The organism is Actinomadura sp. NPDC048021 (assembly GCF_040653135.1).
GTDB classification, from domain to species: domain Bacteria; phylum Actinomycetota; class Actinomycetes; order Streptosporangiales; family Streptosporangiaceae; genus Spirillospora; species Spirillospora verrucosospora.
In genome coordinates, this window is record NZ_JBEZJQ010000009.1 from 83,939 (window position 1) to 107,406 (window position 23,468).

Below are 23,468 nucleotides of genomic sequence, written 5' to 3' on the forward strand. Positions count from 1 at the left end.
TTTGGGATTCAGAACCCGACGAGCGGGCAACGAACGATAGCGGCCTTCCCGAGTTCAGCAGCAAATTCATTCTGGAGCCGGGTAATCCCAGTGGACCTTGTCCATCAACGCGTGGAGCCTGCGTCCGGGAGGAGCGCACCAAAAAAGGCTCACTGAACACCCATGCAACCAGGATCAGCCATCTGGCCTCAGGAGATGCGATGGCGCTAGATTACTGCCATGCACCATATGCGGACTGCACTGTATTTGGACTTTGACAATGTCTTCAGCGGCCTGTGCGAGTTGGATCCACTGGCGGCCGAGCGATTCGCGACGGACCCCGGAGCGTGGCTGCGGCGGCTATCGGAGATCTCGGAGACCGGCGCGCGGCGGCGATGGCTCGTGCTGCGGTGCTACCTGAATCCCAGCGGTTACGTCCCGATGGGTACGGAGCGCAAGTACTTCTCCCGCTACCGGGGCGCGTTCGTGCGGGCCGGGTTCGAGATTGTCGACTGCCCGCGATACAACGCGACGAAGAACGGAGCGGACATCAGGGTGGTCGTCGACGCGATCGACGCGCTGTCAACGGAGCCGGTGTGCGAGGAGTTCATCATCGCCTCGGGCGACTCCGACATGACGCCGCTGCTCCAACGGCTGCGCCGCGCGGACCGGCGTACGCTCATCATGTCGCCGCTGGACGCGGCCGAGGCGTACACCTCGATCGCCGACCAGGTACTCAACGGTCATCAGATGCTCGCGCTCGTCCAAGGCGAATCCATCGACCTCGACGACGACCCGAGCGGAGAGATCACGCCGGAAGGCGACGGCACCGGACATCCAGGAACCGTCGCCGCCCATAGATCCGGTGCCTACGAGGCTTTCAGATCGATCGTGTCGCGTGAGTACAACGGCGCCGCCGAACCGCTCAACCTCGCGGCGCTGGCGCAGCAAGTGCGCGATGAACTGGGCGCCGCCGCGATCGGTCCGAACTGGTTCGGTCTCGGCGGCTTCTCCAGGGCGTTGTGGAGCCTGAACCTGCCGGGCCTGACCATGTCCCAGCACCTGCTGTGGGACGGAAACCGGCACCAGCCGCCCGAGGGCGGCACGCAGAAAGTGCCGGTGCCGGAGCCGATCGAGCGTCTCGGCGACCTGATGAACCTGCCCCAGCTCCCCCAGGACTGGTGGCCCGCCGTCTACGGCGCGCTCTCCGACTACGCGTCCGAGCACACGTTCAACATGACCAAGTGCACTGCCTGGTCGCGGGACAGGCTCGCGGACGGGGGCCTGCGGGTGAGCCGCCAGCACATCGGGTTCGTCATGAACGGCGCCTCTAGAGGCGGTTCCCCGCTCTACCGCGACCCCCCGCCGACCGCGGAGGAGATCGGCGAGGCGTTCGTACGCAGCGTCCTGAAGCGGATCGACTCCAGCGAGACGGTGTTCTCCGAGGAAGACCTCACCGTCGTACGGGGGTGGCTGGACGCGCCGGTGGACCACGCGGCAAGCAGCCCAGGGCAGGAGTAGTGACTGCGGATCGGGCCGGCCATGCCGCAGGGCGTTGTGGAGAACGGTGATCGGACTGTGAGGGTGCCCATTGAGGAGCCGGCGAGGGCGGCGCTGCTTTGTCCGCATGCGACCGGGTCGACCGTTCCAGTAGACATTGGTGTTTTTTTGGAATTCGTTGGATAGTGCTCGCATGAAACGTGCCATCGCGGCCGGCATCGCCGTCGCCATCGCGTCTCTTCCCGCACCCGCCGTCGCGGCCGCCCCCGAGCTGCGTCCGGTCTCCCTGCCTTTCCTGTGGCCGACGGCGCGGCTCCACGACGTCACCGCCGACGGCGCGGGCGGAGTCTGGGTCGGCGGTGTGCAGGGCAAGTACTGCCTGCACTGGGGCGATCTGTGCCCCGTGTACAACGACGGGAACCCGGTCGTGCGGCGCTGGGCGGGCTCGTCGTGGAAGGAGTATCCGATCAACGGCTGGACGGGCCAGGGCGAGATCGCGCAAGTCGCCTCGGGCGCGGGCGAGACCTGGATCGCCGGCGGACTCGGCGCCAGCGGGAGGTGGAGCACCTACGTGGCACGCTTCGACGGCTCGGCGTTCCAGAAGGTCGCGGTTCCGGCCAAGTACGTCACCATGCTCGCCACCGGCCCGGCGGGCACCTTCGCCGGCACCTGGGACCTGGAGTCCGGGAACGGGCTGTTCAAGCGCACCGGCGACACCTGGACCGCTGTCGACGTGCCCGGGCTCGACTACGTCGCCGACCTCCAGGGGCTCAACTCGTCCGACGCATGGGCGGTCGGTTACAAGGACGGCGTGCAGCAGGTGCCCGCCGCCGCGCACTTCGACGGCGCGGTCTGGAAGAACGTCCCGCCGCCCGCGGTCAACGACTGGTTCCGCAAGGTCGTCCCGGTCGCCGCGAACGACGTCTGGGGCATCACGGCCAAGCGTTTGGCGCACTGGAACGGCACCGCATGGACCTACATCGCGCCCCCGGCCGGGTACCCCGATCTCGGCGACCTGACCGTGGACGCGTCCGGGACCCCCTGGGTCGCGCCGGAGGCGTCCGCGCCGCCGGAGAAGCCCCCGTACCGCTACAGCGGCGGCCAATGGGAGCCCGTGACGATTCCGGCCGGGACCGCGGTGTACGACCTGGCCGCCGTGCCCGGCGGCATCTGGGGAGTCGGAAGGCAAGGAGAGGATGACCCGGCGGCCCTCAACGGCTCCTAGCACTCGGATTAGTGACGGCCGCTGAGGGGCCCATCACCGAGGACACATCGCGCTGGGGTTGCGTCTACGGAGGCCGTGTACGAGTTCAACGCGATGGAAGCCGACGACGCCGACGGGAGCCGCCCGTGGTGGGCGACCCCCGCCGGCGGTCGCGATCCGATCAACGGATCAGATCGTGCGCGCCCCTAGGACGTGCTCAGCACTTGGGGATCCCCGAGGGGACGCCGGTGACGTTCCCGGAGAAGATCCAGCCCGGGTCCCAGTACTCCCCCGCCGGCGGCTCCGGACGGACGTAGTATCAGGTGTTCCCCGCGTCGTTGACGAACTTGCACCGGGCCCACAGCTTCTGGTTCGTGGGCATGGAGGTCCACCCGATGGTGTCGCAGGTGGCCGACGGGCCCTCCCGCAGTTTCATCGGCTTGTCGGTGCGCATGGACCCGCTGCCGTTGGTGGCGGGAGTCCAGCCGCAGTTGGGCCCCGCGACGGCGGGTCGCGCGGGAGCGGTCTGCGCCGCCTGCACCGGCGAGGCGGCCGCGCCCACGCCGAGGCCGATGGCGGCGACGGTCGTCAGACCGAGCCGGGTGATCTTCTTCGTGCGGAAAGCTGCCATCTTCGTCTCCTTTTCGACTGTGCGGCGAATCTTCTGAAGGCCGGCCGGTCGCACCGCCTCCGAGTAAAGGGTTGAGATCCGTTACTCGAAGCATTTGTCGGCGTACGCAGGCCAGCCGAAGAGACCTCCTTTCCTCACCGTGGACGAGCCTGGACGCGCCCTTCCGCGTCCATCAGCAACGTGCTTCGGAGGCGGCTGCACCACAAGGGGATTTTCGTCCGGGACACCAGGTGTGGCCTGCACAAAGGGATAAGAGCGGTGTCCCGGACAGCGCCGGACGGCCGGTCGGACGGCACCGGTTCCCGGACATCGACAATGATCACTTGTGGACACGATCCGGCGACGTAGCGTTACCCGACGAAATCGCCCTTGTCAGAGATCTTTGACTGCGGCCATCATTCTTTGCATAGGCGGCGGGTGCCATTCGGGCGGCAGGGGGAACATGGCGCAGGAGATTTTTCTTCCGGAGGACATGCGGTCCGGCGGAGAGTTCGTTTCGTCCCTGCGTCGCCTAAAGCAGTGGTCGGGATTCTCCTACCGGCAGCTGGAGCGGCGGGCGGAGGCGGCGGGCGACACCCTGCCGCGCAGCACCATCGCCCAAGCCCTCACCGGCGACACCCTGCCACGACGAGAAACCGTCGAAGCATTCGTCCGCGCCTGCCTCGGCCCCGAACAAGCCATGATGGGAACCCCGCAGTGGCTGGCCGCGTACGACAGGCTCGCCGAGGGCAACGACTTGGGGGCATCGCCCCGGTCCACCCTCGGAACCGGCACTGGCGATCACCGCTCACATCCGGACCGGCCCAAGGCACAGCGTCGCTCTCGGTCACACGGCAGACCCCCGACCGGCCCCCGACCACCTCGGATTCGCGACGCCGAAGAGTTGATGGACGCCCTGCGCCATCTGAAGCGGCGCTCGGGGTTCTCCTACCGGCAGTTGGAGCGGCGGGCGGAGGCGGCAGGCGACAGCCTGCCCCGCAGCACCATCGCCCAAGCCCTCACCGGCGACACCCTGCCACGACGAGAAACCGTCGAAGCATTCGTCCGCGCCTGCCTCGGCCCCGAACAAGCCGTGACGGAGGCAGCGCAATGGCTGGCAGCCTACGACCGCCTGGCCGGTGACGGGTCGCCAGCCCACGCGATGCCCCCCGCGCAGACCTTCCTCCTGGTCGACACCAGGCCGGTTCGACCACAACCGAGAGCGGCCGCGAACAGGCCGCGCAACCGGATCCGGCGATACGCGGTCGCGCTGTCGGCCGCCATGCTGCTCCTTCTGAGCGGCTCCGCGGCGCCGCCGCTCGCGGCCCCGGCGGCCCCGGCGGCCGAGCCGGTGGCCTGGTGGCGGTTCGACGATCCCGAAAACGACCTCGCCGCGGACTCCGAAGGCCGCCATCCGCTGAGAACGGCCGGCCGAGCGAGTCGGATCGCCGCGCCCAGCGGGCAGGCGCTGCTGCTCGACGGCACCGCCCACACCACAGCCCAGAACGCGGTGTTCCGCACGGATCTGGACTTCACCGTCACCGCCTGGGTTCGGCTCGACGCCGGCGACGGTTGGGGCACCGTGCTCAGCGTGCACCACGGCGACTTCGACGTCTTCCTGCTCAGCTACGACTCCGACAAGGGAAGGTGGGCGATCCTGGTCCCGAACCAGGCCACCGGGTGGGCCGACGGCGACCAGACCGTCTTCAGCCGGGAGCGGCCGAAGGCCGGCACATGGACGCACCTCGCCGCGGTGTACGACTTGAAGACGCGGCAGTTGCGGCTCTACGTGAACGGGGAACTGTCGGCCACCCGGTCGTGCCGCAGGCTGGTGCGCGCGACGGGTCCGCTGGAAATCGGCCGGGCCCTCGAACAAGGCCGCCCCCTCGACCACTGGCGAGGCGGAATCGACGACGTCCGCGTCTTCGACCGCGCTCTCGTCCGCTCCCAGGTCCGGAGCGTCCTCCTCACCCGTACCTGAAAGCAGCGCTTCCGCCCTTCCGCGTCGGCACTCTTCCAGACACTTCGCCAACGGGCTTGACGTAGTAAGGGCGGTGCTGAGGTTGTAGGCGTCCGCCCAGGCTGGCCTGTGCCGCTCCAGGAGGAGCGGGGTGCCCAGCCGGCGCGGGGTCGGTGGTGACCAGGGTGGGGGCCGCATCGGGGTCGGTGGGTTGGGGAAGGAAGGGCCAGAGGACGGGGTCCGTTCTGCCTGATGAGGGGAGGCTGTGATGGGGGTCGTTTCGCCTGGGTTCCATGGGCGGCGGCGCGAGGCTGCGGTCCAGTTGCCGCCCGGGCAGTACCTGACCGAGGATTTCCCCGTGCTGTCGGCCGGTCCGACCCCGCGGGTCCCTCCGGAGGAGTGGGAGCTCACGGTGACCGCGGAGACCGGGCGGCAATACCGGTGGACGTGGCGGGAGCTGCTGGATCTGCCGTTCGAGAAGCCGCGGGTGGACATTCACTGCGTCACCAAGTGGTCCAAGCTCGGCACGGACTGGCAGGGGGTGTCGCTGGACGTCCTGCTGGCCGACGTGGAGACCGCGGCCGATTTCGCGCTCGTGTCCTCGTACGGCGGGTACACCACCAACCTGCCGCTTGAGGATCTGCTCGACGGGAAGGCCTGGATCGCCTACCGCTACGACGGAGAGGACCTGGCGCCGGAGCATGGGGGGCCAGTGCGGCTTCTGGTTCCGCACCTGTACTTCTGGAAGTCGGCGAAATGGTTGCGGGGCATCGACCTGCTGAACGAGAACGAGCCGGGCTTCTGGGAGACCGCCGGCTACCACGACTACGGGGACCCATGGCGCGAGCAGCGGTACCAGGGCGACTAGCGTGGCGCGTGGCGCGGCTGGCCGGGACGCGCCGGGAGACGGAAACGGCCCGCACGCTCGTCTTCGAGGTGCCGGGCTGGCCGGGGCATCTGGCCGGTCAGCATGTCGACGTGCGGCTGACCGCGGAGGACGGGTACGCCGCGCAGCGCAGTTACTCGCTCTCCGCGCCCGATCGGGTGGAGCTCACCGTGCAGCGGGTCCCGGACGGTGAGGTCTCCCCGTATCTCACCGATGTGCTCGGCCAGGGTGATCCGGTCGAGATCCGGGGTCCGGTGGGCGGCTGGTTCGTGTGGCGGCCCGAGGCGGGGCGGGACGTCCTGCTGGTCGCGGGCGGTTCCGGGATCGCGCCGTTGATGGCCATGGTCCGTGCCCGCCGTCTGGCCGGGGCGGGAACGCGGTTCCGGCTGGTGTACTCCACGCGCACGCCCGAGGACGTGTTCTATGCCGACGAGCTGCGGCGTCCGGAGCCCGGGCTGGAGGTCGCGTACGTCTACACCCGGGCGGCCCCCGGCGGCTGGCCCCGCCCGCCCGGCCGGCTGACGGCGGCCGATCTCGGGGACGGCCCGCCCGACCGTGACTGCTTCGTCTGCGGGCCGACGGGGTTCGTGGAGTCGGCGGCCGACATGCTGCTCGCCCGCGGTCACGACCCGCGGCGGATCAAGACCGAACGGTTCGGCTGAACGGAGGCTGAGCGAGATGAACGTGCCCCGCCGGGAGGACGCCCCCGGTCCCATGGATCATGTGGACGGCAACGCCCTGGCCGGCCCGCTGAGCGAGCTGTTCGCCGTGGACGTCACGGCGGCCACCGGCCGCTGCGTCAACTGCGGGCTCACCGGCCCGATCGCCGAGCTGCGGGTGTACGACCGGGCGCCCGGTCTGGTCGCCCGCTGCCCTGGATGCGGCCATGTCCTCCTGCGCTACGTCCGGACGCCGGACTCGGCCTGGATCGACCTGACCGGGACGGTCGCCCTGCGCGTCCGGCTGCCGGGCGAGGAGGGGCCCGGGTGAGCGTCCAGCGATGACGGAGCGCCGAGCGGGCCCGCCCTCCGGATCGTTCGCCGACCGGACCGCGTGGGCGCGCAACCTGCGGACCCCGCTGCGGGAGTTCCTGCGCACCGAGACGGGCGGCGCCGTGGTCCTGCTGGCCGCGACGGTCGCCGCACTGGTCTGGGCGAACGCGGACGCGTCCTCCTACGAGCGGGTGTGGGAGACGCAGGTGTCCGTCCGGTTCGGGGGCGCCGGGCTCTCGCAGGATCTGCGGCAGTGGGTCAACAGCGGCCTGATGACGGTGTTCTTCTTCGTGGTGGGGCTCGAAGCGCGCCGCGAGTTCGACATGGGAGAGCTCCGCGACCGGCGGCGGTTCGCGCTGCCGCTGGCCGCCGGTGTCGGCGGGATGGTCGTGCCGGTGGCCGTCTACCTGGCCTTCAACGCCGGGGGGCCGGCCGCCCACGGGTGGGGCATCGCGATGTCGACCGACACCGCGTTCGCGCTGGGCGTGCTCGCGCTGGTCGGACGGGCCTTTCCCGCACGGCTGCGCACGTACCTGCTCACGGCCACCGTCGTGGACGACGTCATCGCGCTCGCGGTGATCGCGGTCGTCTACAGCGGCGACATCGCGCTGCCGCCGCTGCTGCTGGCGGTCGGCATCCTCGCGGTGACCGTGCTGGTGCGCGCCCTCGGGGTGCGGCAGATCCCGGTGTACGTCGTGCTGGGCGTCGCCGCGTGGGCGGCGGTCCAGTCCGCCGGGGTGGAGAGCTACGCGGTCGTGCCGCTGTTCGCGCTGGCCAACGCGGGCGTCACGATCACCGCCGGGTTCCTCGGCCGCGCCTTCACCTCGGCGGTGACGCTCGGCATCGTGATCGGCTACGTGGCCGGGAAGCCGGTCGGGATCCTCGGGGCCTCATGGCTGGTGTCCCGGGTGAGCCGGGGCCGGCTGCGTCCGCCGGTCGGATGGGCAGCGGTCGGCGGCGGCGGCGCGATCGCCGGCATCGGCTTCACCGTGGCCCTGCTGATCGCGACGCTCTCCTTCACCGGTGAGCGGCTGGAGGAGGCCAAGATCGGCGTGCTGTCCGCGGCCCTGTGCGCCACGCTCGTGACCTGGGTCGTCGTCCGCGTGACCGCGCTGCTGCCTCCGCGCAGGCGGTTGCGGGCGCTGCTCGGGACGGCGGAGAGCATCATCGACCTGGCCGCACCGGTCGAGCCCGAGCGCGACCACGTCCGCGGTCCCGCGAACGCGCCGGTGACCGTGGTGGAGTACGGCGACTTCGAATGCCCGTACTGCGGACGGGCGGAGTCCGTCGTCCGGGAACTGCTCGCCGACTATGGGGACGTCCGGTACGTGTGGCGCCACCTGCCGCTCAACGACATCCATCCCCAGGCGCAGCTCGCGGCCGAGGCCGCCGAGGCGGCCGCCGCGCAGGGCCGGTTCTGGGAGATGCACGACCTGCTGCTCGACCGCCAGGACGCGCTGCGCCCCCGGGACCTGGTCCGCTACGCCGGCGAGATCGGCCTCGACGTCGACCGGTTCCGCGCCGACCTGCGCCGGCACACCGGTGCCGGGCGGATCGCCGAGGACGTCGACTCGGCCGACGTGAGCGGCGTCTCCGGAACCCCGACCTTCTTCGTCAACGGACGGCGCCACGTCGGCGCCTACGACATCGCCACGCTCTCCGCGGCGGTCCGGGGCGCCCGCAAACGCGCGGCGGTCGGCTCCTGACACGAGCGGCCCAGAGAGCCGCCCGGTTTCATCGCCGGTTCCCAACCTCGCGCGCCATTGTTGGCCGACAGGACAGGTCCGCCCGCGGCGCGACTCGCGAAGCTTGAGCGATGCGTCGACCGGAGGTGTCCACCGTGACAGAAGGCCGTGCCGTGGCGAACCGCGACCCGCGACGGGTCCGTGCGGGCGAGGCCACGATGATCGCCGACATCGAACGGCTCGTGTGCTGCGAGTCCCCGTCCGACGATCTGGCCGCGGTCGCCCGCAGCGCGGAGGTGGTCGCCGAGGTCGGCGCCCGGCTCCTGGGGGCGGAGGCGGAGCGCGTCGTCATCGACGGGCGCACCCATGTCCGGTGGCGCTTCGGCGCCGAACCGCGCGTGCTGCTGGTCGGGCACCACGACACGGTGTGGCCGATCGGCTCGCTGGAGACGCACCCGTTCCAGGTCCGCGACGGGGTGCTGCGCGGGCCGGGGTGCTTCGACATGAAGGCGGGGCTGGTGATGGCGTTCCACGCGCTGGCGGCGCTGGACGACCTGGACGGCGTGACCCTCCTCGTCACCGGCGACGAGGAGCCCGGGTCGCCCTCGTCGCGGGAGCTCATCGAGAGGGAGGCGCGGCGGTGCGCGGCCGCGCTGGTGCTGGAAGCCGCCGGGCCCGGCGGGGCCTTGAAGACCGAGCGCAAGGGCGTGTCGCGCTACGAGGTGCTGGTGCGGGGAAAGGCCGCGCACGCGGGCCTGGAGCCGGAGCGCGGGGTGAACGCGACCGTCGAGGCGGCGCACCAGATCATGGCCGTGGTCGAGCTGGGCGATCCCGCGCTGGGCACGACCGTCACGCCGACCCGCCTGGAGGCGGGCACGACGGCGAACACCGTTCCCGCAGCGGCGCGCTTCGAGGTCGACGTCCGGGTGCGGGAAGCCGCCGAGCAGCACCGCGTCCATGCGGCGATGGAGGCCCTGCGGCCGGTGCTGCCCGGCGGCGGCGTGGAGGTCCGGGGCGGCCCCAACCGGCCGCCGCTCCCGGCCGCCGCGTCGAGGGACCTGTTCGAGCGGGCGCGCCGGCTCGCGGACGGCCTCGGGGTCGGTCCGCTCGCTTCGGTGGCCGTCGGCGGCGCCTCCGACGGGAACTTCACCGCGGGTGTCGGCACTCCCACCCTCGACGGGCTGGGGGCGGTCGGCGGGGGTGCGCACGCCGATGACGAGCACCTGTTCGTGGCGGAGCTGCCGAAGCGGACGCGGTTGCTCACCGCGCTCGTCGCCGAGCTGCTGGCGGCGGAGGGTTGTCCGTCCGGACGAACCGGGCCCCGTCGTCCGGTGCTTTCGGACCATCTGCGGGACGGGACCGGCTGGAACCATGGCCGGCGTGACTGATCTCATCCGCGACCGTCGCGAGTCCCAGCCCGTCGACGCGGCGTGCGCCGCGGCCGAGGCCGCCGCGCACGCCGCGGGCGTCGACATCCGCCCCCTGGACAGGGTCGGCGAGCTCGAGGCCGTCCGCCGTCTGTACGAGCGCATCTGGCGCACGGGCGAGAACAATCCTCCGGTGACGGCCGACCTGCTGCGCGCGATGGCGAAGGCGGGCAGCTACGTGAGCGGCGCCTTCGACGGCGGGGAGCTGGTGGGGGCCTGCTTCGGTTTCTTCTCCCCACCGGCGCGCGAGGCTCTGCACAGTCACATCGCCGGGGTGCTGACGCACGTGCAGGGGCGCAACGTCGGTTTCGCGCTGAAGCTGCATCAACGTGCCTGGGCGATGCTGCGCGGTGTCGGCGAGATCTGCTGGACCTACGATCCCCTGGTGCGCCGCAACGCGTACTTCAACATCGCCAAGCTGGCCGCGGAGCCGACCGAGTACCTGTCGAACTTCTACGGTCCGATGGACGACGACATCAACCGCAGCGACGACACCGACCGGGTCCTGGTCCGGTGGCGGCTGGAGGCGCCCGAGGTCGGGGCGGCATGCGACGGCGGCCCCAGACTGACCGATGCGGGGGCCGCCCGCGCGGCGGGTGCGTCCGTGGCGCTGGGCGTCTCCGCCGCAGGCGGGCCGGTCGCCGGGCGCGCCGACGCGCGCACCGTGCTCGTCGGCGTCCCCGGCGACGTCGAGGCCCTCCGGCTGAGCGACCCGGACCGCGCCGCGGAGTGGCGCACGGCGGTACGGGAGGTTCTCGGCGAGCTGCTCACCGAAGGCGCGCGGGTGCGCGGCTTCGACCGCACGGGCTGGTACGTCCTGGACAGGCAGGAGACGGAGTGAAGCTCACCGGGGTCGAGATCCGCACCATCGAGGTGCCGCTCGTGTCGCCCTTCCGGACGTCGTTCGGCACGGAGACCGTGCGGGAGGCGCTGCTGCTGCGCGCCGTCACCGACGAGGCCGAGGGATGGGGCGAGTGCGGCGCGGGGACGGCGCCCCTGTACTCCTCGGAGTACACGCACGCCGCCGCCGACGTCCTGAGCCGTTTCCTGGTGCCGGCGCTGGCCGGCGTGACGGACCTGGACGCGCACAAGGTCGCCCCGGCCCTCGCGCCGTTCAAGGGCCACCGCATGGCCAAGGCGGCGCTGGAGACGGCGATCCTGGACGCGGATCTTCGCGCCCGCGGCGTAGCCCTCGGCCAGGCCCTCGGCGCCGTTCGGGACACCGTGCCGTGCGGGGTGTCGGTAGGGATCGCGGAGTCGATCCCCGCCCTGCTCGACACGGTCGCCGGATACCTGGAGGCGGGCTACCTGCGGATCAAGCTGAAGATCGAGCCCGGCTGGGACGTCGAGCCGGTCCGGGCCGTGCGCGAACGGTTCGGCGCCATCCCGCTGCAGGTCGACGCCAACACCGCCTACCGGCGCGGCGACGCCCGGCACCTGGCCCGGCTCGACCCGTTCGACCTCCTGCTGCTGGAGCAGCCGCTGGCGGAGGACGACCTCGTCGGGCACGCGGAGCTCGCCGCGCGGATCACCACGCCGGTCTGCCTCGACGAGTCGATCGTCTCCGCCCGCGCCGCCGCCGACGCGATCGCGCTCGGAGCCTGCCGGGTCGTGAACATCAAGCCGGGCCGCGTGGGCGGTTACCTCGAGGCCCGCCGGATCCACGACGTCTGCGCGGCGCACGACGTTCCGGTCTGGTGCGGCGGCATGCTCGAGACGGGAGTGGGGCGCGCCGCCAACGTGGCGCTCGCGGCCCTGCCCGGATTCCTCCTGCCCGGCGACACCTCCGCGTCCGACCGCTACTACCGGACCGACATCACGCCGCCGTTCCGCCTTGAGGACGGGCACCTCGCCGTGCCGACCGGACCGGGACTCGGCGTCACTCCGATCCCCGACGTCCTGGACGCCGTCACGGTCACCAAGACATGGGCACCCGTTCCGACCTGATGATCCTTTCCTGTCCTTTTGGACAGATCGGATAGCGTGATTTCGTCATGCCGTACGAACGACGACCCGCACGCGCCGCGCTAGCTTCGGGCGCATGCTCCTCCCCGTGACCAGCCTCCCGCGGGCCAGCCTCGGGCGCGTCCTGGAAGAACTCGGCACCACGCTGCTCGACGTGGTCTGCGGTGACGTCGAGCTCGCCGGCGACATCGGCGGCGTCGTGATCTACGACCCGCTCGACGAGCCCGAGCTGCCGAGCAACGCGCTGGTGATGGGCGTCGGCCTGCACGATCCCGCCGACATCGCGCGGGTCGTGACCCAGCTCGGGCGGCGCGGCGCCGCCGGGCTGGTGGTCCGCGCGCCCGTGGAGGCCGACGAGCGGCTCGTCGCGGCGGCGCGCGGAGCGGGGGTCGCGGTCCTCGCGTTCGCCCGCGGCGCGTCGTGGACCCACCTGACGGGGATGCTCCGGACCCTGACCGCCGACAGCGGCCTGTACGACGCCGGTTCCGACGCGTTCGGCCGGATCCCGTCCGGTGATCTCTTCGCGGTCGCCAACGCCATCGCCGCGCTGCTCAACGCACCCGTCACCATCGAGGACCGCAACTCGCGCCTGCTGGCCTTCTCGAGCCGGCAGGAGGAGGCGGACCTGTCCCGGGTCCAGACGATCCTGGGCCGGCAGGTCCCGGAGCAGTACACCCGCATCCTGGAGGAGCGCGGGGTGTTCCAGGCGATCTACCGCAGCGACGGCCCCGTCTTCGTGGCGCCCCTGCCCAGGACGGACGACGCGACGCAGCCGCCCGCCCTCCCCCGCGCGGCGATCGCGGTGCGCGCCGGGGACGAGATCCTCGGCACGATCTGGGTGGTCGTTCCCGAGCCCCTGAGCGAGGAGCGCGGGCAGGCGCTCTACGAGGCGTCCAAGCTCGTCGCGATGCACATGGTGTGGCAGCGCGCCGACGCGGACATGGAGCGGCGGGTGCGGGCGGAGCTGCTGAGCACCGCCCTCGAAAGCGGACCGCGGTCGCTGGAGGCGGTGCGCCGCCTCGGCCTGAAGGACGAGCGGGCGGTCGTCCTCGCGCTCACCGTCGTCGGCTCGGCCGCCGAGAGCCCCCTGCCCGCGCAGCTCGCCACCGAACGGAAGCGGCTCGCCGACGCGTTCGCCATGCACCTGTCCGCCATGCACCCGCGCGCCGCCGCCGCGCTGATCGGCGACGTCTCCTACGGCATCCTCCCCTTCCCGCAGAACCGGCAGGACGCCGAGGAGCGCGCGGTCCTGGTCGCCACCGAGTTCCTGGCCCGCGTCGGGTCCCGGCTGCGCCCGCTGATCGGGGTGGGACGGCTCGCCCCGGACAGCTCGGCGCTCGCCCGGTCGCGCTCGGGCGCCGAACGGGCCCTGCGCGTCCTGCGATCAGGAGTCGCCGGGCGGCAGGTGGCCCGCCTGGACGACGTGCACGTCGAGGCGCTGCTGCTCGAACTCGCCGACCTCGTTCCCCGCGGAGACATCCCCAGCGGCCCCGTCGCGCGCATCGTCGCCTACGACAAGGAGCACCAGACCAGTCTCGTCGAGACGCTGCGCGCCTGGCTCGACGCCTTCGGCGACGTCGCGGTGGCCTCCGCCGCGATGTTCGTGCACCCCAACACGTTCCGCTACCGGCTTCGGCGGGCGGCCGAGGTCGGCGGCGTCGACCTCGGCGACCCGAACACGCGCCTCTCGGCCATGCTGCAACTGCGCCTGATGTCCATCAGGTCGGTTCCGGACGACTGACGGGGCCCCGCAGGTCGAGCGTCCTGACCAGGAACGCCAACCATTCGGCGTCCTGCGCGACCGCGACGTCATGGGGCGTCGCCGCGCCGTGGCCGGCGTTGTCGAAGACGTGCAGCAGGATCGGCGCCTCCCCTTCCTGGGCGGCCTGCATCCGTGCGGCGAACTTGCGCGCGTGCCAGGGCCGGCACCGCGGATCGGTCGCCCCGGCCTGGACGTAGACCGCCGGGAAGACGCCGGGGCCGACCAGCTCGTACGGCGACAGCCGGAGGAGGCGGCGGACCTCCGCCGGATCGTCCGGGTCGGCCCAGGCCTTGCGGATGACGAAGTCGAGGTAGGGGTCGCGGGTGCCGCCGATGAGGTCCAGGAGAGGCTCCCGCGGCAGGACGGCGCGCCACAGGTCGGGCCGCGTGGTGACGGCGACTCCGCACATGAGTCCGCCGTCGGATCCACCGGTCAGCGCGAGCCGGTCGGCGCTCGTGAGGCCCTCGGCGATGAGGTGCTCGGCGACCGCGACGAGGTCGGCGTCGCGGACGTGCCGCTTCTCCCGGTGCGCCGCCTGGTACCAGTCCCGGCCGAATTCCCCGCCCCCGCGCAGGTACGCCTGCACGAGGACGCCGCCTGCGGCGACGAAGGCGGCCATGTCGGGCTGGTACTGGGGCAGGAGGGGCACGTTCGCCGCGCCGTACGCGGAGATCAGTGTCGGCGCCGCACGCGTCGGGTCGCTTCCGGCCGGGCGCACCACGTGGTACGGGACCGCCACGCCGTCGGACGCGACGGCCCGTCCCGCTTCCAGTTCGGCGTCGAGGGCGACCGTCGGCGCCGAGAGCGTCTCGACCTCCGTCTCGCCGGGACGGTGCCGGTAGACGCCCCAGGAGCTCGTCAGCGTGGAGAAGGCGAAGACGAAGTCGTCCGTGTGGGCGCCGAAGGCCAGGGCGGTCAGGGCGAAGAAGGGAGCGGCGAGCGCTCCGCGGCCGGGGAGGGGCACCCCACCGGCGGTGGCGCCCGAGCGGTCGATGATCCGGACCTTGGCGAAGGTCCGGTCGAACTCGCTGAGGTACAGGTGCCGGCCGACCGGGGTGAGGGACCGCAGCACCGTGTCGCCTTCCGGGACGAGCTCGGTCCAACCCGCCGGGTCGCCGGCGTTCGCCGCGTCGAGCGGGATGGCGACCACGCGCCCGCGGGGGGCGGCGACATCGGTCACGGCGATGTAATGGTCGCCGACGATGTGGCCGGCGATCGTCCCGGGGCACTCGGTGACGAAGGGGCGCCATGCGCTGCCGGGCTCGGACAGGTCGCGAACCGCGACGGGGATCGGGCTGCCCACGCGATGGCTGGCGACGGCCCACCGGCCGTCCGGCGATGTCTGGACGAGCGTGTACTCCCGGGAGTCCTCTCCTACCGGGATCGGCTCCGCGGTGGTGTTCCCGGACGGTGCGCCGAGCCGGTGGAGGAACACCGCCTGCCTGAACTCCTGCGGTGAGCCGGTGAGGGCGAAGAAGTAGAAGCCGCTGCTGTCGGGCAGCCACGAGACACCGCCGGTCCACGCACTGTGCAGGACCTGCTCCGGCGCGCCGCCGAGCAGCCGCCCCGAGGCCACCTCGACGAGCCGGATGGTGTTGTGCTCACTGCCGTCGGTGCAGATGCCCAGGGCCAGAACGCGGCCGTCCGGCGCCGGCGCCATCCAGGACAGGAACGCCGGGTTCTCCTCGTCGCCGAACTGGGCCAGGCTCGTCACCGGTCGTCCGGCGCCGAACGGCTGGTCGGCGACCACGACCGTGGGCGGTCCGCCGTCCGGCGGGGTCACGGCGCGGAACCAGCGGCCGGCCGCGCATCTCGGCAGGGCCGGGCGGGACCCGCTGTCGTACTTCTGGATCAGGCCCCGGAAGGCCTCCGGGTCCTGCCCGTCGTAGATGACGGCGGCGGCGAGCTCGGCCTGCCGCCGCTGCCATCGCCGCACCTCATCGGTCTCCTGCTCCAGCCAGCGGTACGGATCCGGGACGCGGACGCCCGCGACGTCCTCGAAGACCTCGACCGTACGGGTGGGCGGGTAGGGAAAGGTCACGGGGACTCCGGATCTTCAGATCGTGCGGGCTGCTGCGCGTCTGCCCGTGCGGCCGTCTCGAACTCCGCGCGGAGCCGCTCGAACGCACCGGGGACCCGGGTGGCCCGGCGGAAATGGATGAAGGCGTCGTAGGCCGCCGGGAAGTCGTCGACGGGATCGAGGCCGCCGTTGGCGAGCGTGCCGTCGACGCCGTCGAGGAGCCCGGCCGGCGCGCGGTGGAGGTCGACGACGGCCACGGGCGGGCCGAGGCGGTCCAGCCGCGACTCGATGCTGTTCGGCGGCAGCGTCCGCGCTCCAAGGGAGACGTCGCAGTCGAAGGGGCGTGGCGAGCGCTGGGTGAACCGGACCTCCGGACCGGAGCCGTAGCTCATCCCGATGGAGACGAGGTCGGCTCCCAGCGAGGCGTCGAGCAGGCCGCCCATCATCGGCCGGCCGAGGAACGGCGATCGCCGGACGTGCGCGTTGTGGGCGCTCACGACGATGCGCCGTTCCCGCTCAAGGATCCAGCCCACGGTCTCTGCCATGAACACGTCCCGTGGGTACGGCCCTGCGGAAGGCGCGTCCAGTTCCTCGGCGAAGGCGCGGAACGAGGCCGCGCACCGGTGCACGACCTCGTCGTCGAGCACGAGCGCGCGCTCCCCCAGTTCGCGGAGCCCCGCGAGCAGCCGGTCGCGATCGGCGCCGGTCATGGCCTCGAAGCGGACCGCCGCCTCCGTCCGGCCTCCCAGGTCGGCCAGGCGGAGGAGCTCCTCGTCACCCGGGCGTCCCGGCATCCGGTCGAGGCAGGCGCGTACCGCCGGCCCGGGTGACGTGGACGAGCCCGGAAGGTCCATCCCGTAGAAGGCGACCTTCGCCGAGCTCCCGGAGTTCCAGCGTCGCATCCAGCGCAGCTGCCGCCGCATCGGCTCGCACTCGCCGAACCGGTAGGTGATGCCGTCGCGGGCAACCGTCTCGGCCTGCCCCGGTCCTCCGTGGATCCACTCGTCGACGGCCAGTCCCTCGGCGAAGCCGGACTCCATCACGAAGCCCGTGAACCCGAACCTCCGGACGAGGATCCGGAACAGCCGGTCCCTGAGCTCGTGGAACTCGGTGATGTTGTGCGCGCCCTCGCCGATGGCCACCACCCGCGCGTCGCCGACCAGGTCGCGCACCGTCTCGAGATCGTCGAGGTCGGCGGCGGCCGGGTCGATCCGGCGGATCCGCCGGACGAACGCGCCCGTGTCAGGCGTCATGGGTGCTCCTGGAAGGCGGCGGGGGTCCGGGCTAGCCGTGGAAGTACCACTGCTCCGGCGAGTACAGGAAGCTGAGCAGGGCGTTGAACGACGACGGCGGGCCGGACAGGCTGTCCTTCCACACGACCAGGGTGTGCGGGGTCGGGAGGAAGAGCACGGGCAGATCCTTCGCGAGGCTGGTCACCTCGGCCGAGAGGACCTTCGCGTCCGCTCCGAACGTCGAGGCGTCGATCAGCTTGTCCGCCTCGGCGTTCCGGTAGCTGCCCAGGTTGAAGCTGCCCTCCGTGTTGAACACCGTGTTGCTGCTCGGGTACCCGGCCGCGAGGTACAGCGATCCGTTGTCCTGCATCGCCCACTCGTTCTTCTTGGCGGGCGCGAAGGTGTTGCCGTAGTTGGAGTACATGTAGTTCAGCGCCTTGGTCACGATCTTGACCTTGATGCCGAGCTTCTTGGCCGCCGACGCGAACGCGACGTCGCGGGCGCCGACGTAGGCCGGGGTGTTCGCGGAGGCCAGGGTGAAGCTGATCGTCTGGCCCCGCGGGATGCCGGCGCCGCACTCGCCCGTCCCGGTGCCGGGGCGCACGCAGGTCGTGGAGCCGTCCGGCACGACCTTCCAGCCGTTGTCGGTGAGCAGCTTCTCGGCGGCGGCGGGGTCGTGCGGGTAGGGCGGGTCGTCGCCGAACTCGGGCGGGTAGGGGGAACCGCTGCCCGCCGTGGTGTAGTTCAGGGAGCCGGCGCCGTTGTAGATGCCCCGGCTGGCGATGTAGCCCTGCTGGTCGATCAGGCGCTGCAGGGCCTGCCGGGCGTAGGCCTGCGCGATGACCTTGTCGAAGTTGTCGACGGTGTTCTTGAAGTTGATGGTCAGCGAGTCGAACCGGGCGGGCGCGGGGGCGCCGTAGACGTTGTACCCCTTCGCCTTCAGCGCCTTGATCTGGGTGATGAAGCCGGAGTCCAGCGTGCCGACGGTCAGGTTGCCGGCCTTGAACTGGTTGAGCACCGCGGCGGCGGAGGTGAACGCCTTGAAGTCGATCTGGTCGAGCCGCGACTTGGCCGGGCCGCTGTAGGACTTGTTGGCCACCAGGGAGAACGAACCGGTCGTCGGGTCGAAGGCCTTGAGGCGGTACGGCCCGTTGACCACCTGCCAGAGCGGGTTACTGGCGAACGTGGACTGGGACCCGGACTCCTTCGTGAGGTACTTGTAGATCGCCGTCGCGTTCTTCGGCTTCGTGTAGTCCAGGTGCGGCCCTCCTGTGCGGGCGATGTTCCACTCCTTGGACGGCATCACGTACAGCAGCGTCAGCATGGAGAGGAGGTACGACGGGTTGTACGCGGTCTCCAGCTTGAGGGTGAGCGTGTCAGGCGCGGCGGCCTCCGCCGTGACTCCGTCGGGGAACTGGCCCGGCGTGTAGAAGCTCCAGTTGGCCGGGCTGTCCGCGAGCGCGGACTTGAGGAGGGCGAGGGAGAAGACGACGTCCTCGGCCGTGACCGGAGCGCCGTCGGACCACGTGTAGTCCTTCATCTTGATGGTCACGGTCTTGCGGTCGGGGCTGTAGGCGGGGGCCTCGGCCAGGCTCGACCCGGCGTCCACGATCTTGTCGCCCTCGCCGCTGGGCCGGTAGAGGGAACGCCACATCAGCCCGCGGCCGATGACGGTCCCGTTGGCGGACGCGGGCGGGTAGGGGTAGATGAAGTTGGGGCTGAGACCCGGGATCAACGCGACCGTCGCCGTCCCGCCGTTCTTGGGGCTGCCCGCCTGCTTCGGCAGCGTGTCGTATTCGCGGGCGTTGTCCTTCGTCGCGCCGGCGCCGCCGGCGCATGCCGCGGCGAACACGGCGACCGACGCGGCGAGCGCCACGGTGAGGCGTCCTCGCCGCCGGCCAGACCTTTGCGTCATTGATGGCTCCCTACATGTCGGGTGGAGATGCGCGGAGGGATGGGGGACGCCAGGACGGTGCGTGTCGGGGCCTCCGCAGCGTGGGTCGAAGATGCACCACCGGCGCCGGCGAGGGTTCGGTCGACCCGACGATTTCTCGGCCCCGTGTCCGTCGCGGCGCACAGATCGGGCTTCACGCCGTCCTTCACGCCGTCTTTCAGTCGGTCCTTTTCCCGACCGCATTGCGAAGCGCGTCCGCGAGCAGGTTGAGCGCCAGCACCGTGAGGACGATGCAGCCGCCGACGGGGTAGATCAGCCACCAGTAGCCGGCGGAGATGTAGGTGACGCCGCTGGCGAGCTGGCTGCCCCAGTCCGCGGTGGGATACGTCAGGCCGAAGCCCAGGAATCCCAGGGCGGCGACGACGAGGATCGCGTCGGCGACCTGGAAGGTGATGTTGACGATGATCACGCCGAGCGCGTTCGGGACCAGATGCGTGAGGATCAGCCGCCGGCGGGACGAGCCCATCACCTGTGCTGCCAGAACGAACTCCCGCACCCGCAGCGTCAGGACCTCCCCGCGGACCAGGCGGGCCGAGATGAGCCAGGAGAACCCTCCGATGACCAGGCTCAGCGACAGGGCGTTCGCATGGAACCGGGCCGACAGGATCAGCACGAAGAACAGGAAGGGCACCGACAGCATGACGTCGACCAGCCGCATCAGGAACCCGTCGACCACTCCCCCGGCGAGTCCGGCGACGGCGCCGTAGACGGTGCCGATCGTGGTCGCGAAGATCGCGGCGAGCAGCCCGATCTGCAGGGACACCCGGCCGCCCTCCATCAGCCGTCCGAGCACGTCGAACCCGTTGGTGTCCGTCCCGAGCGGATGTCCCGGGCCGGGGGGCAGGGCCGCGTTGACCAGGTCCACGGTGGTCTGGTCGGTGGGGTGGAACAGGGGGCCGAGGAAGCAGAGCCCGGCGAGGAGCACCAGGAGCAGCCCGCCGGTGAGACCGAGCGGGTTCCGTCGCAGCCGGCGCAGCACCGACCGCATCGAGACCGGGGTCCCCGCCGTCGTGCTCTCGGGCTCTGTCGCGGCGTCCGTCGCAGTGGTCATGGCGTCCACGTCTCGTGAGGTCACTTTCTCAGCTCGATCCGCCGGTCGGCCGCCGCGACCACGAGGTCGGCGACGAAGTTGCCGGCCACGGTCAGGACGCCGCCGATGAGGGTGTAGGCGAGGAGCACCGGGTAGTCCTCGCGTTGCAGGCTGTTGAGGAACAGCAGGCCGAGGCCGGGGTAGTTGAAGAGCGACTCGACGATCAGGTTGCCCGCCAGGAGCGCGGGGACGAGCGTGCCGACCAGCGTGATCAGCGGCAGGCAGGCGTTGCGCAGCAGGTGGCGCGTCAGGATCAATCGCTCGGGGAGTCCCTTGGCCCGCGCGACCCTGATGTAGTCCTGGCCGAGCTGGTCCAGGGCCGAGGAGCGCTGGTACTGGGAGAAGATCGCGACGCTGGTGGCGGCGAGCGTGATGACGGGAAGCGCCATGGCCCGCGGATCGGTGAACACCACCCAGGGGGAGTGCGACTGGGACGCCTCGGCCGGGAAGACGGGCAGGGACTGGCTGAAGACGGCGATCAGCATCAGCCCGAGCAGGAACGACGGCGTCGCGTACAGCACGTACGACGCCGCCGTGGCGACCCGGTCGATGACGCCGTTGCGCCTGACGGCCTGCAGGATGCCGAGCGGGACGGCGATCAGGAGCGCCAGGACGAGGCCGGCCAGCGAGAGCATCGCGCTGCGGCCGACGTTCCGCTGCAGCAGGGTCCCGACGTCCGCGTTCAGCTTGTACGACCTCCCCAGGTCTCCGTGCAGGAGCTGACCGAGGTAGCTGAGGTACTGCATGACGACCGGGCGGTCGAACCCGTGCGACCGGTTGAAGTCCGAGACCGCCTCGGGCGAGGCGCGCTGGCCCAGGACGACGCGCCCCGGGCTGTCGGAGACGAGGTGCAGGAGGAAGAACACGACCGCGGAGATCCCGAGCAGGACGAGGAGCGAGATCGCCACGCGCCGGACCACGTACCAAGTCATCTGTGCGAATCCCCTTTCGGCGAGGTCTGCGAGCACGTCTCCGCTGGTGCGTACCGGTGACGGATCATCGGGTCGTCAGCTCCGCGGGCTGCTGCAACGGGTGGTGGCAGGCGACCTGGTGCGTCCCGGTGACCGGCTCCAAGAGGGGCTCCGTCTCCGCGCACAGATCGGTCGCCAGCGCGCACCGGGTGCGGAACCGGCAGCCGCTCGGCGGGTCGATGGGGCTCGGCGGCTCGCCGCGCGCCCGCGCGCCCGCAGGCGGGCGCCGCGCCTCCGGGTGCGCCTCCAGGACCGCCGCGAGCAGCCCCGCGGTGTAGGGATGCGCGGCGGCGCCGTACACCTCCTCGGTGGTCCCGGTCTCGACCAGCTTGCCCAGGTACATGACGCCGACCCGGTCGGCCAGGTACCGCACGACCGCGAGGTCATGGGAGATCACCACGCTGCTGAGCCCGCGCTCGATCTGGACGCGGCGCATGAGGTTGAGGACCTGGGAGCGGATGGAGACGTCCAGCGCGCTGACCGGCTCGTCGGCGACCAGCACCTTCGGGTCCAGGGCGAGCGCGCGGGCCAGGCCCACGCGCTGCCGTTGCCCTCCGGAGAGTTCGTGGGGGTAGCGCTCCATGACGCTCGCGGGCAGGCCCACGTCCCGCAGCAGCTCGCGAGCGCGAGCGGTCCTCTCGGCGCGCCTGCCGACGCCCTGGATCGCCAGGGGTTCGCGCAGGATCCTGCCGATGCGCATCCGGGGGTCGAGGGAGGCGTTCGAGTCCTGGAACATCATCTGCAGCTGGGTGCGGCGCGGTCCGAGGGCCCGTGCGCTCAGCCCGGTGACCGGTTCGCCATCGAAGATCACCTCACCGGAGGTGGGCCGGTCCAGGGCCACGAGCATCCTGCCCAGGGAGGACTTGCCGCAGCCCGACTCTCCGACGAGGCCGAACGTCTCGCCCACCGCCACGTCGAAGCTCACGCCGGAGACCGCCTTCACGGTCCGGCGGCCGCCGAAGAGACCGCCGCCGCCCGCCGGGTGCTCGCGCCTCAGGTCGACGACGCGCAGCCGCGGCGCGGCCCCCGGCTCGGGGAGGGACTCCGGCGGAGCGGCGAACCGGGCGCGGACCCTGGCCGCCGGACCGGAGGGCGGATGCCAGCACGCATGGGCATGGCCGTCCTCCTCCACCGACGGCGCCGGCCGCTCCTCGCGGCAGCGGTCCGTCGCGGCGTCACAGCGCGGCGCGAAGGGGCAGCCCAGCTGGGCCGCGGTCAGGTCCGGCGGCGCGCCCGCGATGCTGAACAGCTCTTCCCGCCGGTCCTGGGTCAGCGAGGGGATCGAGGACAGCAGCGCGTGCGTGTAGCGATGCCGCGTCCGCCGGAAGAGCGCGCGGGTCGGCCCGGACTCGGCCATGCGCCCGCCGTACATCACCCCGACGCGGTCGGCGTGCCGGGCGATCACCCCCATGTCGTGCGTGATGAGGATCATCGACATGCCCAGCCGGCACCTGAGGTCGTCGAGGAGATCGAGGATCTCCGCCTGGATCGTGACGTCGAGCGCCGTCGTCGGCTCGTCGGCGATGACGACCCGCGGCTCGCAGACGAGCGCCATCGCGATCATCACGCGTTGCCGCATGCCGCCCGAGAGCCGGTGCGGATGGTCGTCCATCAGCTCGGCCGGCCGTGGCAGCCCGACCAGGGCGAGCATCTCCTCGGCCCTCCCGCGCGCGGCCCGCTTCGACGCGCCGTGGTGCAGGCGCACCGGTTCGGCGACCTGCTCCCCGATGCGCCGGGTCGGGTTCAACGCGGTCATCGAGTCCTGGAACACCATCGCGACGTCGTTGCCGCGAACGGCCCGGTACCGCGCCGCGGGAAGCCCGACGAGCTCCTCGCCGCCCAGGTCGATCGACCCGCTGGTCACCCGGCCCCCCGGGGGCAGCATGCCCATGACCGCGAGCCCGGTCATGGACTTGCCGGACCCGGTCTCGCCGACGATCCCCAGGGTCTCCCCGCGGTTCAGGACCAGGTCGACGTCCGAGACGGGCCGGACGACCCTTTCGCCGCGCCGGATCTCGACCGACAGATCCCGGATCGTCAGTACGCGATCGGCGTTCGCGGGCCCACGCGCGTTCTCGGAGCCATCGGTCGTGTGCGCGGCAGCGCTCTCCTTAGCCACCCGACGATACTGGGACGCAAACCCCTGGCGGCGTTTGTAGCGCGCATCGAACATTCAGGCCCGCGTTCGTCCGTCCGCACGAACTGATCACCGCCGTGAGGGCGGCTGGGAG

General features: G+C 71.6%; 18 protein-coding genes. 11 read left to right on the top strand and 7 right to left on the bottom strand.

The annotated features are described in order from the left end of the window. The first annotated feature begins 219 nt into the window (after nt 1-219). The gene (locus AB0C87_RS16765) at nt 220-1,500 is read left to right on the top strand and encodes an NYN domain-containing protein (RefSeq protein ID WP_360578285.1); all 1,281 of its coding nucleotides are present in this window, start codon (nt 220-222) and stop codon (nt 1,498-1,500) included. A 172-nt stretch (nt 1,501-1,672) separates the two neighbouring features. Then, nucleotides 1,673-2,704 (top strand): hypothetical protein, encoded by a 1,032-nt coding sequence (locus tag AB0C87_RS16770; RefSeq protein WP_360578287.1) that lies wholly within the window; start codon nt 1,673-1,675, stop codon nt 2,702-2,704. Nucleotides 2,705-3,002: 298 nt separating this feature from the next. Here the strand turns inward: AB0C87_RS16770 and AB0C87_RS16775 are convergent, their stop codons facing one another. Next, nucleotides 3,003-3,314, bottom strand: coding sequence for a hypothetical protein (locus tag AB0C87_RS16775; protein WP_360578289.1), 312 nt, complete (start codon nt 3,312-3,314; stop codon nt 3,003-3,005). 325 nt (nt 3,315-3,639) lie between these two features. Between AB0C87_RS16775 and AB0C87_RS16780 the strand changes: the two genes are divergently transcribed. The 9 genes from AB0C87_RS16780 to AB0C87_RS16820 all read left to right on the top strand — a co-directional run bounded on the left by AB0C87_RS16780 (nt 3,640) and on the right by AB0C87_RS16820 (nt 13,949). After that, complete coding sequence (locus AB0C87_RS16780) at nt 3,640-5,274, top strand: LamG domain-containing protein (RefSeq protein WP_360578291.1); 1,635 nt, start codon at nt 3,640-3,642, stop codon at nt 5,272-5,274. Between the two features lie 247 nt (nt 5,275-5,521). Then, on the top strand, nt 5,522-6,121 hold the full coding sequence (locus AB0C87_RS16785) for a sulfite oxidase-like oxidoreductase (protein ID WP_360578293.1): 600 nt from the start codon (nt 5,522-5,524) through the stop codon (nt 6,119-6,121). 8 nt (nt 6,122-6,129) lie between these two features. After that, nucleotides 6,130-6,801: an FAD-binding oxidoreductase gene (locus AB0C87_RS16790; RefSeq protein WP_353831277.1), complete on the top strand. Its 672-nt coding sequence runs from the start codon at nt 6,130-6,132 to the stop codon at nt 6,799-6,801. Between the two features lie 16 nt (nt 6,802-6,817). Continuing rightward, complete coding sequence (locus AB0C87_RS16795; RefSeq protein WP_345172277.1) at nt 6,818-7,129, top strand: DUF6510 family protein; 312 nt, start codon at nt 6,818-6,820, stop codon at nt 7,127-7,129. Nucleotides 7,130-7,139: 10 nt separating this feature from the next. Continuing rightward, nucleotides 7,140-8,837 carry a Na+/H+ antiporter NhaA gene (locus AB0C87_RS16800; protein ID WP_360578295.1) on the top strand — a complete coding sequence of 566 codons (1,698 nt, stop codon included), beginning with the start codon at nt 7,140-7,142 and terminating at the stop codon, nt 8,835-8,837. Nucleotides 8,838-8,971: 134 nt separating this feature from the next. Beyond that, nucleotides 8,972-10,204, top strand: a complete 1,233-nt coding sequence (locus AB0C87_RS16805) for a M20 family metallopeptidase (protein ID WP_360578297.1) — start codon at nt 8,972-8,974, stop codon at nt 10,202-10,204. After that, nucleotides 10,197-11,084 (top strand): GNAT family N-acetyltransferase, encoded by an 888-nt coding sequence (locus AB0C87_RS16810; RefSeq protein ID WP_360578299.1) that lies wholly within the window; start codon nt 10,197-10,199, stop codon nt 11,082-11,084. Before AB0C87_RS16805 ends, AB0C87_RS16810 begins: the two co-directional genes overlap by 8 nt. After that, nucleotides 11,081-12,190: an o-succinylbenzoate synthase gene (menC, locus tag AB0C87_RS16815; RefSeq protein WP_360578300.1), complete on the top strand. Its 1,110-nt coding sequence runs from the start codon at nt 11,081-11,083 to the stop codon at nt 12,188-12,190. Before AB0C87_RS16810 ends, menC begins: the two co-directional genes overlap by 4 nt. A gap of 94 nt (nt 12,191-12,284) precedes the next feature. Continuing rightward, nucleotides 12,285-13,949, top strand: a complete 1,665-nt coding sequence (locus AB0C87_RS16820) for a helix-turn-helix domain-containing protein (protein WP_360578302.1) — start codon at nt 12,285-12,287, stop codon at nt 13,947-13,949. Here AB0C87_RS16820 and AB0C87_RS16825 read toward each other — a convergent pair. The 6 genes from AB0C87_RS16825 to AB0C87_RS16850 all read right to left on the bottom strand — a co-directional run bounded on the left by AB0C87_RS16825 (nt 13,927) and on the right by AB0C87_RS16850 (nt 23,356). Next, nucleotides 13,927-16,011, bottom strand: coding sequence for a prolyl oligopeptidase family serine peptidase (locus AB0C87_RS16825; protein WP_360578304.1), 2,085 nt, complete (start codon nt 16,009-16,011; stop codon nt 13,927-13,929). The two genes, AB0C87_RS16820 and AB0C87_RS16825, sit on opposite strands and share 23 nt — an antisense overlap. Beyond that, nucleotides 16,008-17,243: an erythromycin esterase family protein gene (locus AB0C87_RS16830; protein WP_360578306.1), complete on the bottom strand. Its 1,236-nt coding sequence runs from the start codon at nt 17,241-17,243 to the stop codon at nt 16,008-16,010. Before AB0C87_RS16830 ends, AB0C87_RS16825 begins: the two co-directional genes overlap by 4 nt. Before the next feature lie 31 nt (nt 17,244-17,274). Next, nucleotides 17,275-19,137 carry an ABC transporter substrate-binding protein gene (locus tag AB0C87_RS16835; protein ID WP_360578308.1) on the bottom strand — a complete coding sequence of 621 codons (1,863 nt, stop codon included), beginning with the start codon at nt 19,135-19,137 and terminating at the stop codon, nt 17,275-17,277. 196 nt (nt 19,138-19,333) lie between these two features. Next, complete coding sequence (locus tag AB0C87_RS16840) at nt 19,334-20,227, bottom strand: ABC transporter permease (protein ID WP_345172260.1); 894 nt, start codon at nt 20,225-20,227, stop codon at nt 19,334-19,336. A 20-nt stretch (nt 20,228-20,247) separates the two neighbouring features. Further along, nucleotides 20,248-21,198 carry an ABC transporter permease gene (locus AB0C87_RS16845; protein ID WP_360353355.1) on the bottom strand — a complete coding sequence of 317 codons (951 nt, stop codon included), beginning with the start codon at nt 21,196-21,198 and terminating at the stop codon, nt 20,248-20,250. Nucleotides 21,199-21,262: 64 nt separating this feature from the next. Next, nucleotides 21,263-23,356 (bottom strand): ABC transporter ATP-binding protein, encoded by a 2,094-nt coding sequence (locus AB0C87_RS16850; protein ID WP_360578310.1) that lies wholly within the window; start codon nt 23,354-23,356, stop codon nt 21,263-21,265. Between the last annotated feature and the right edge of the window lie 112 nt (nt 23,357-23,468).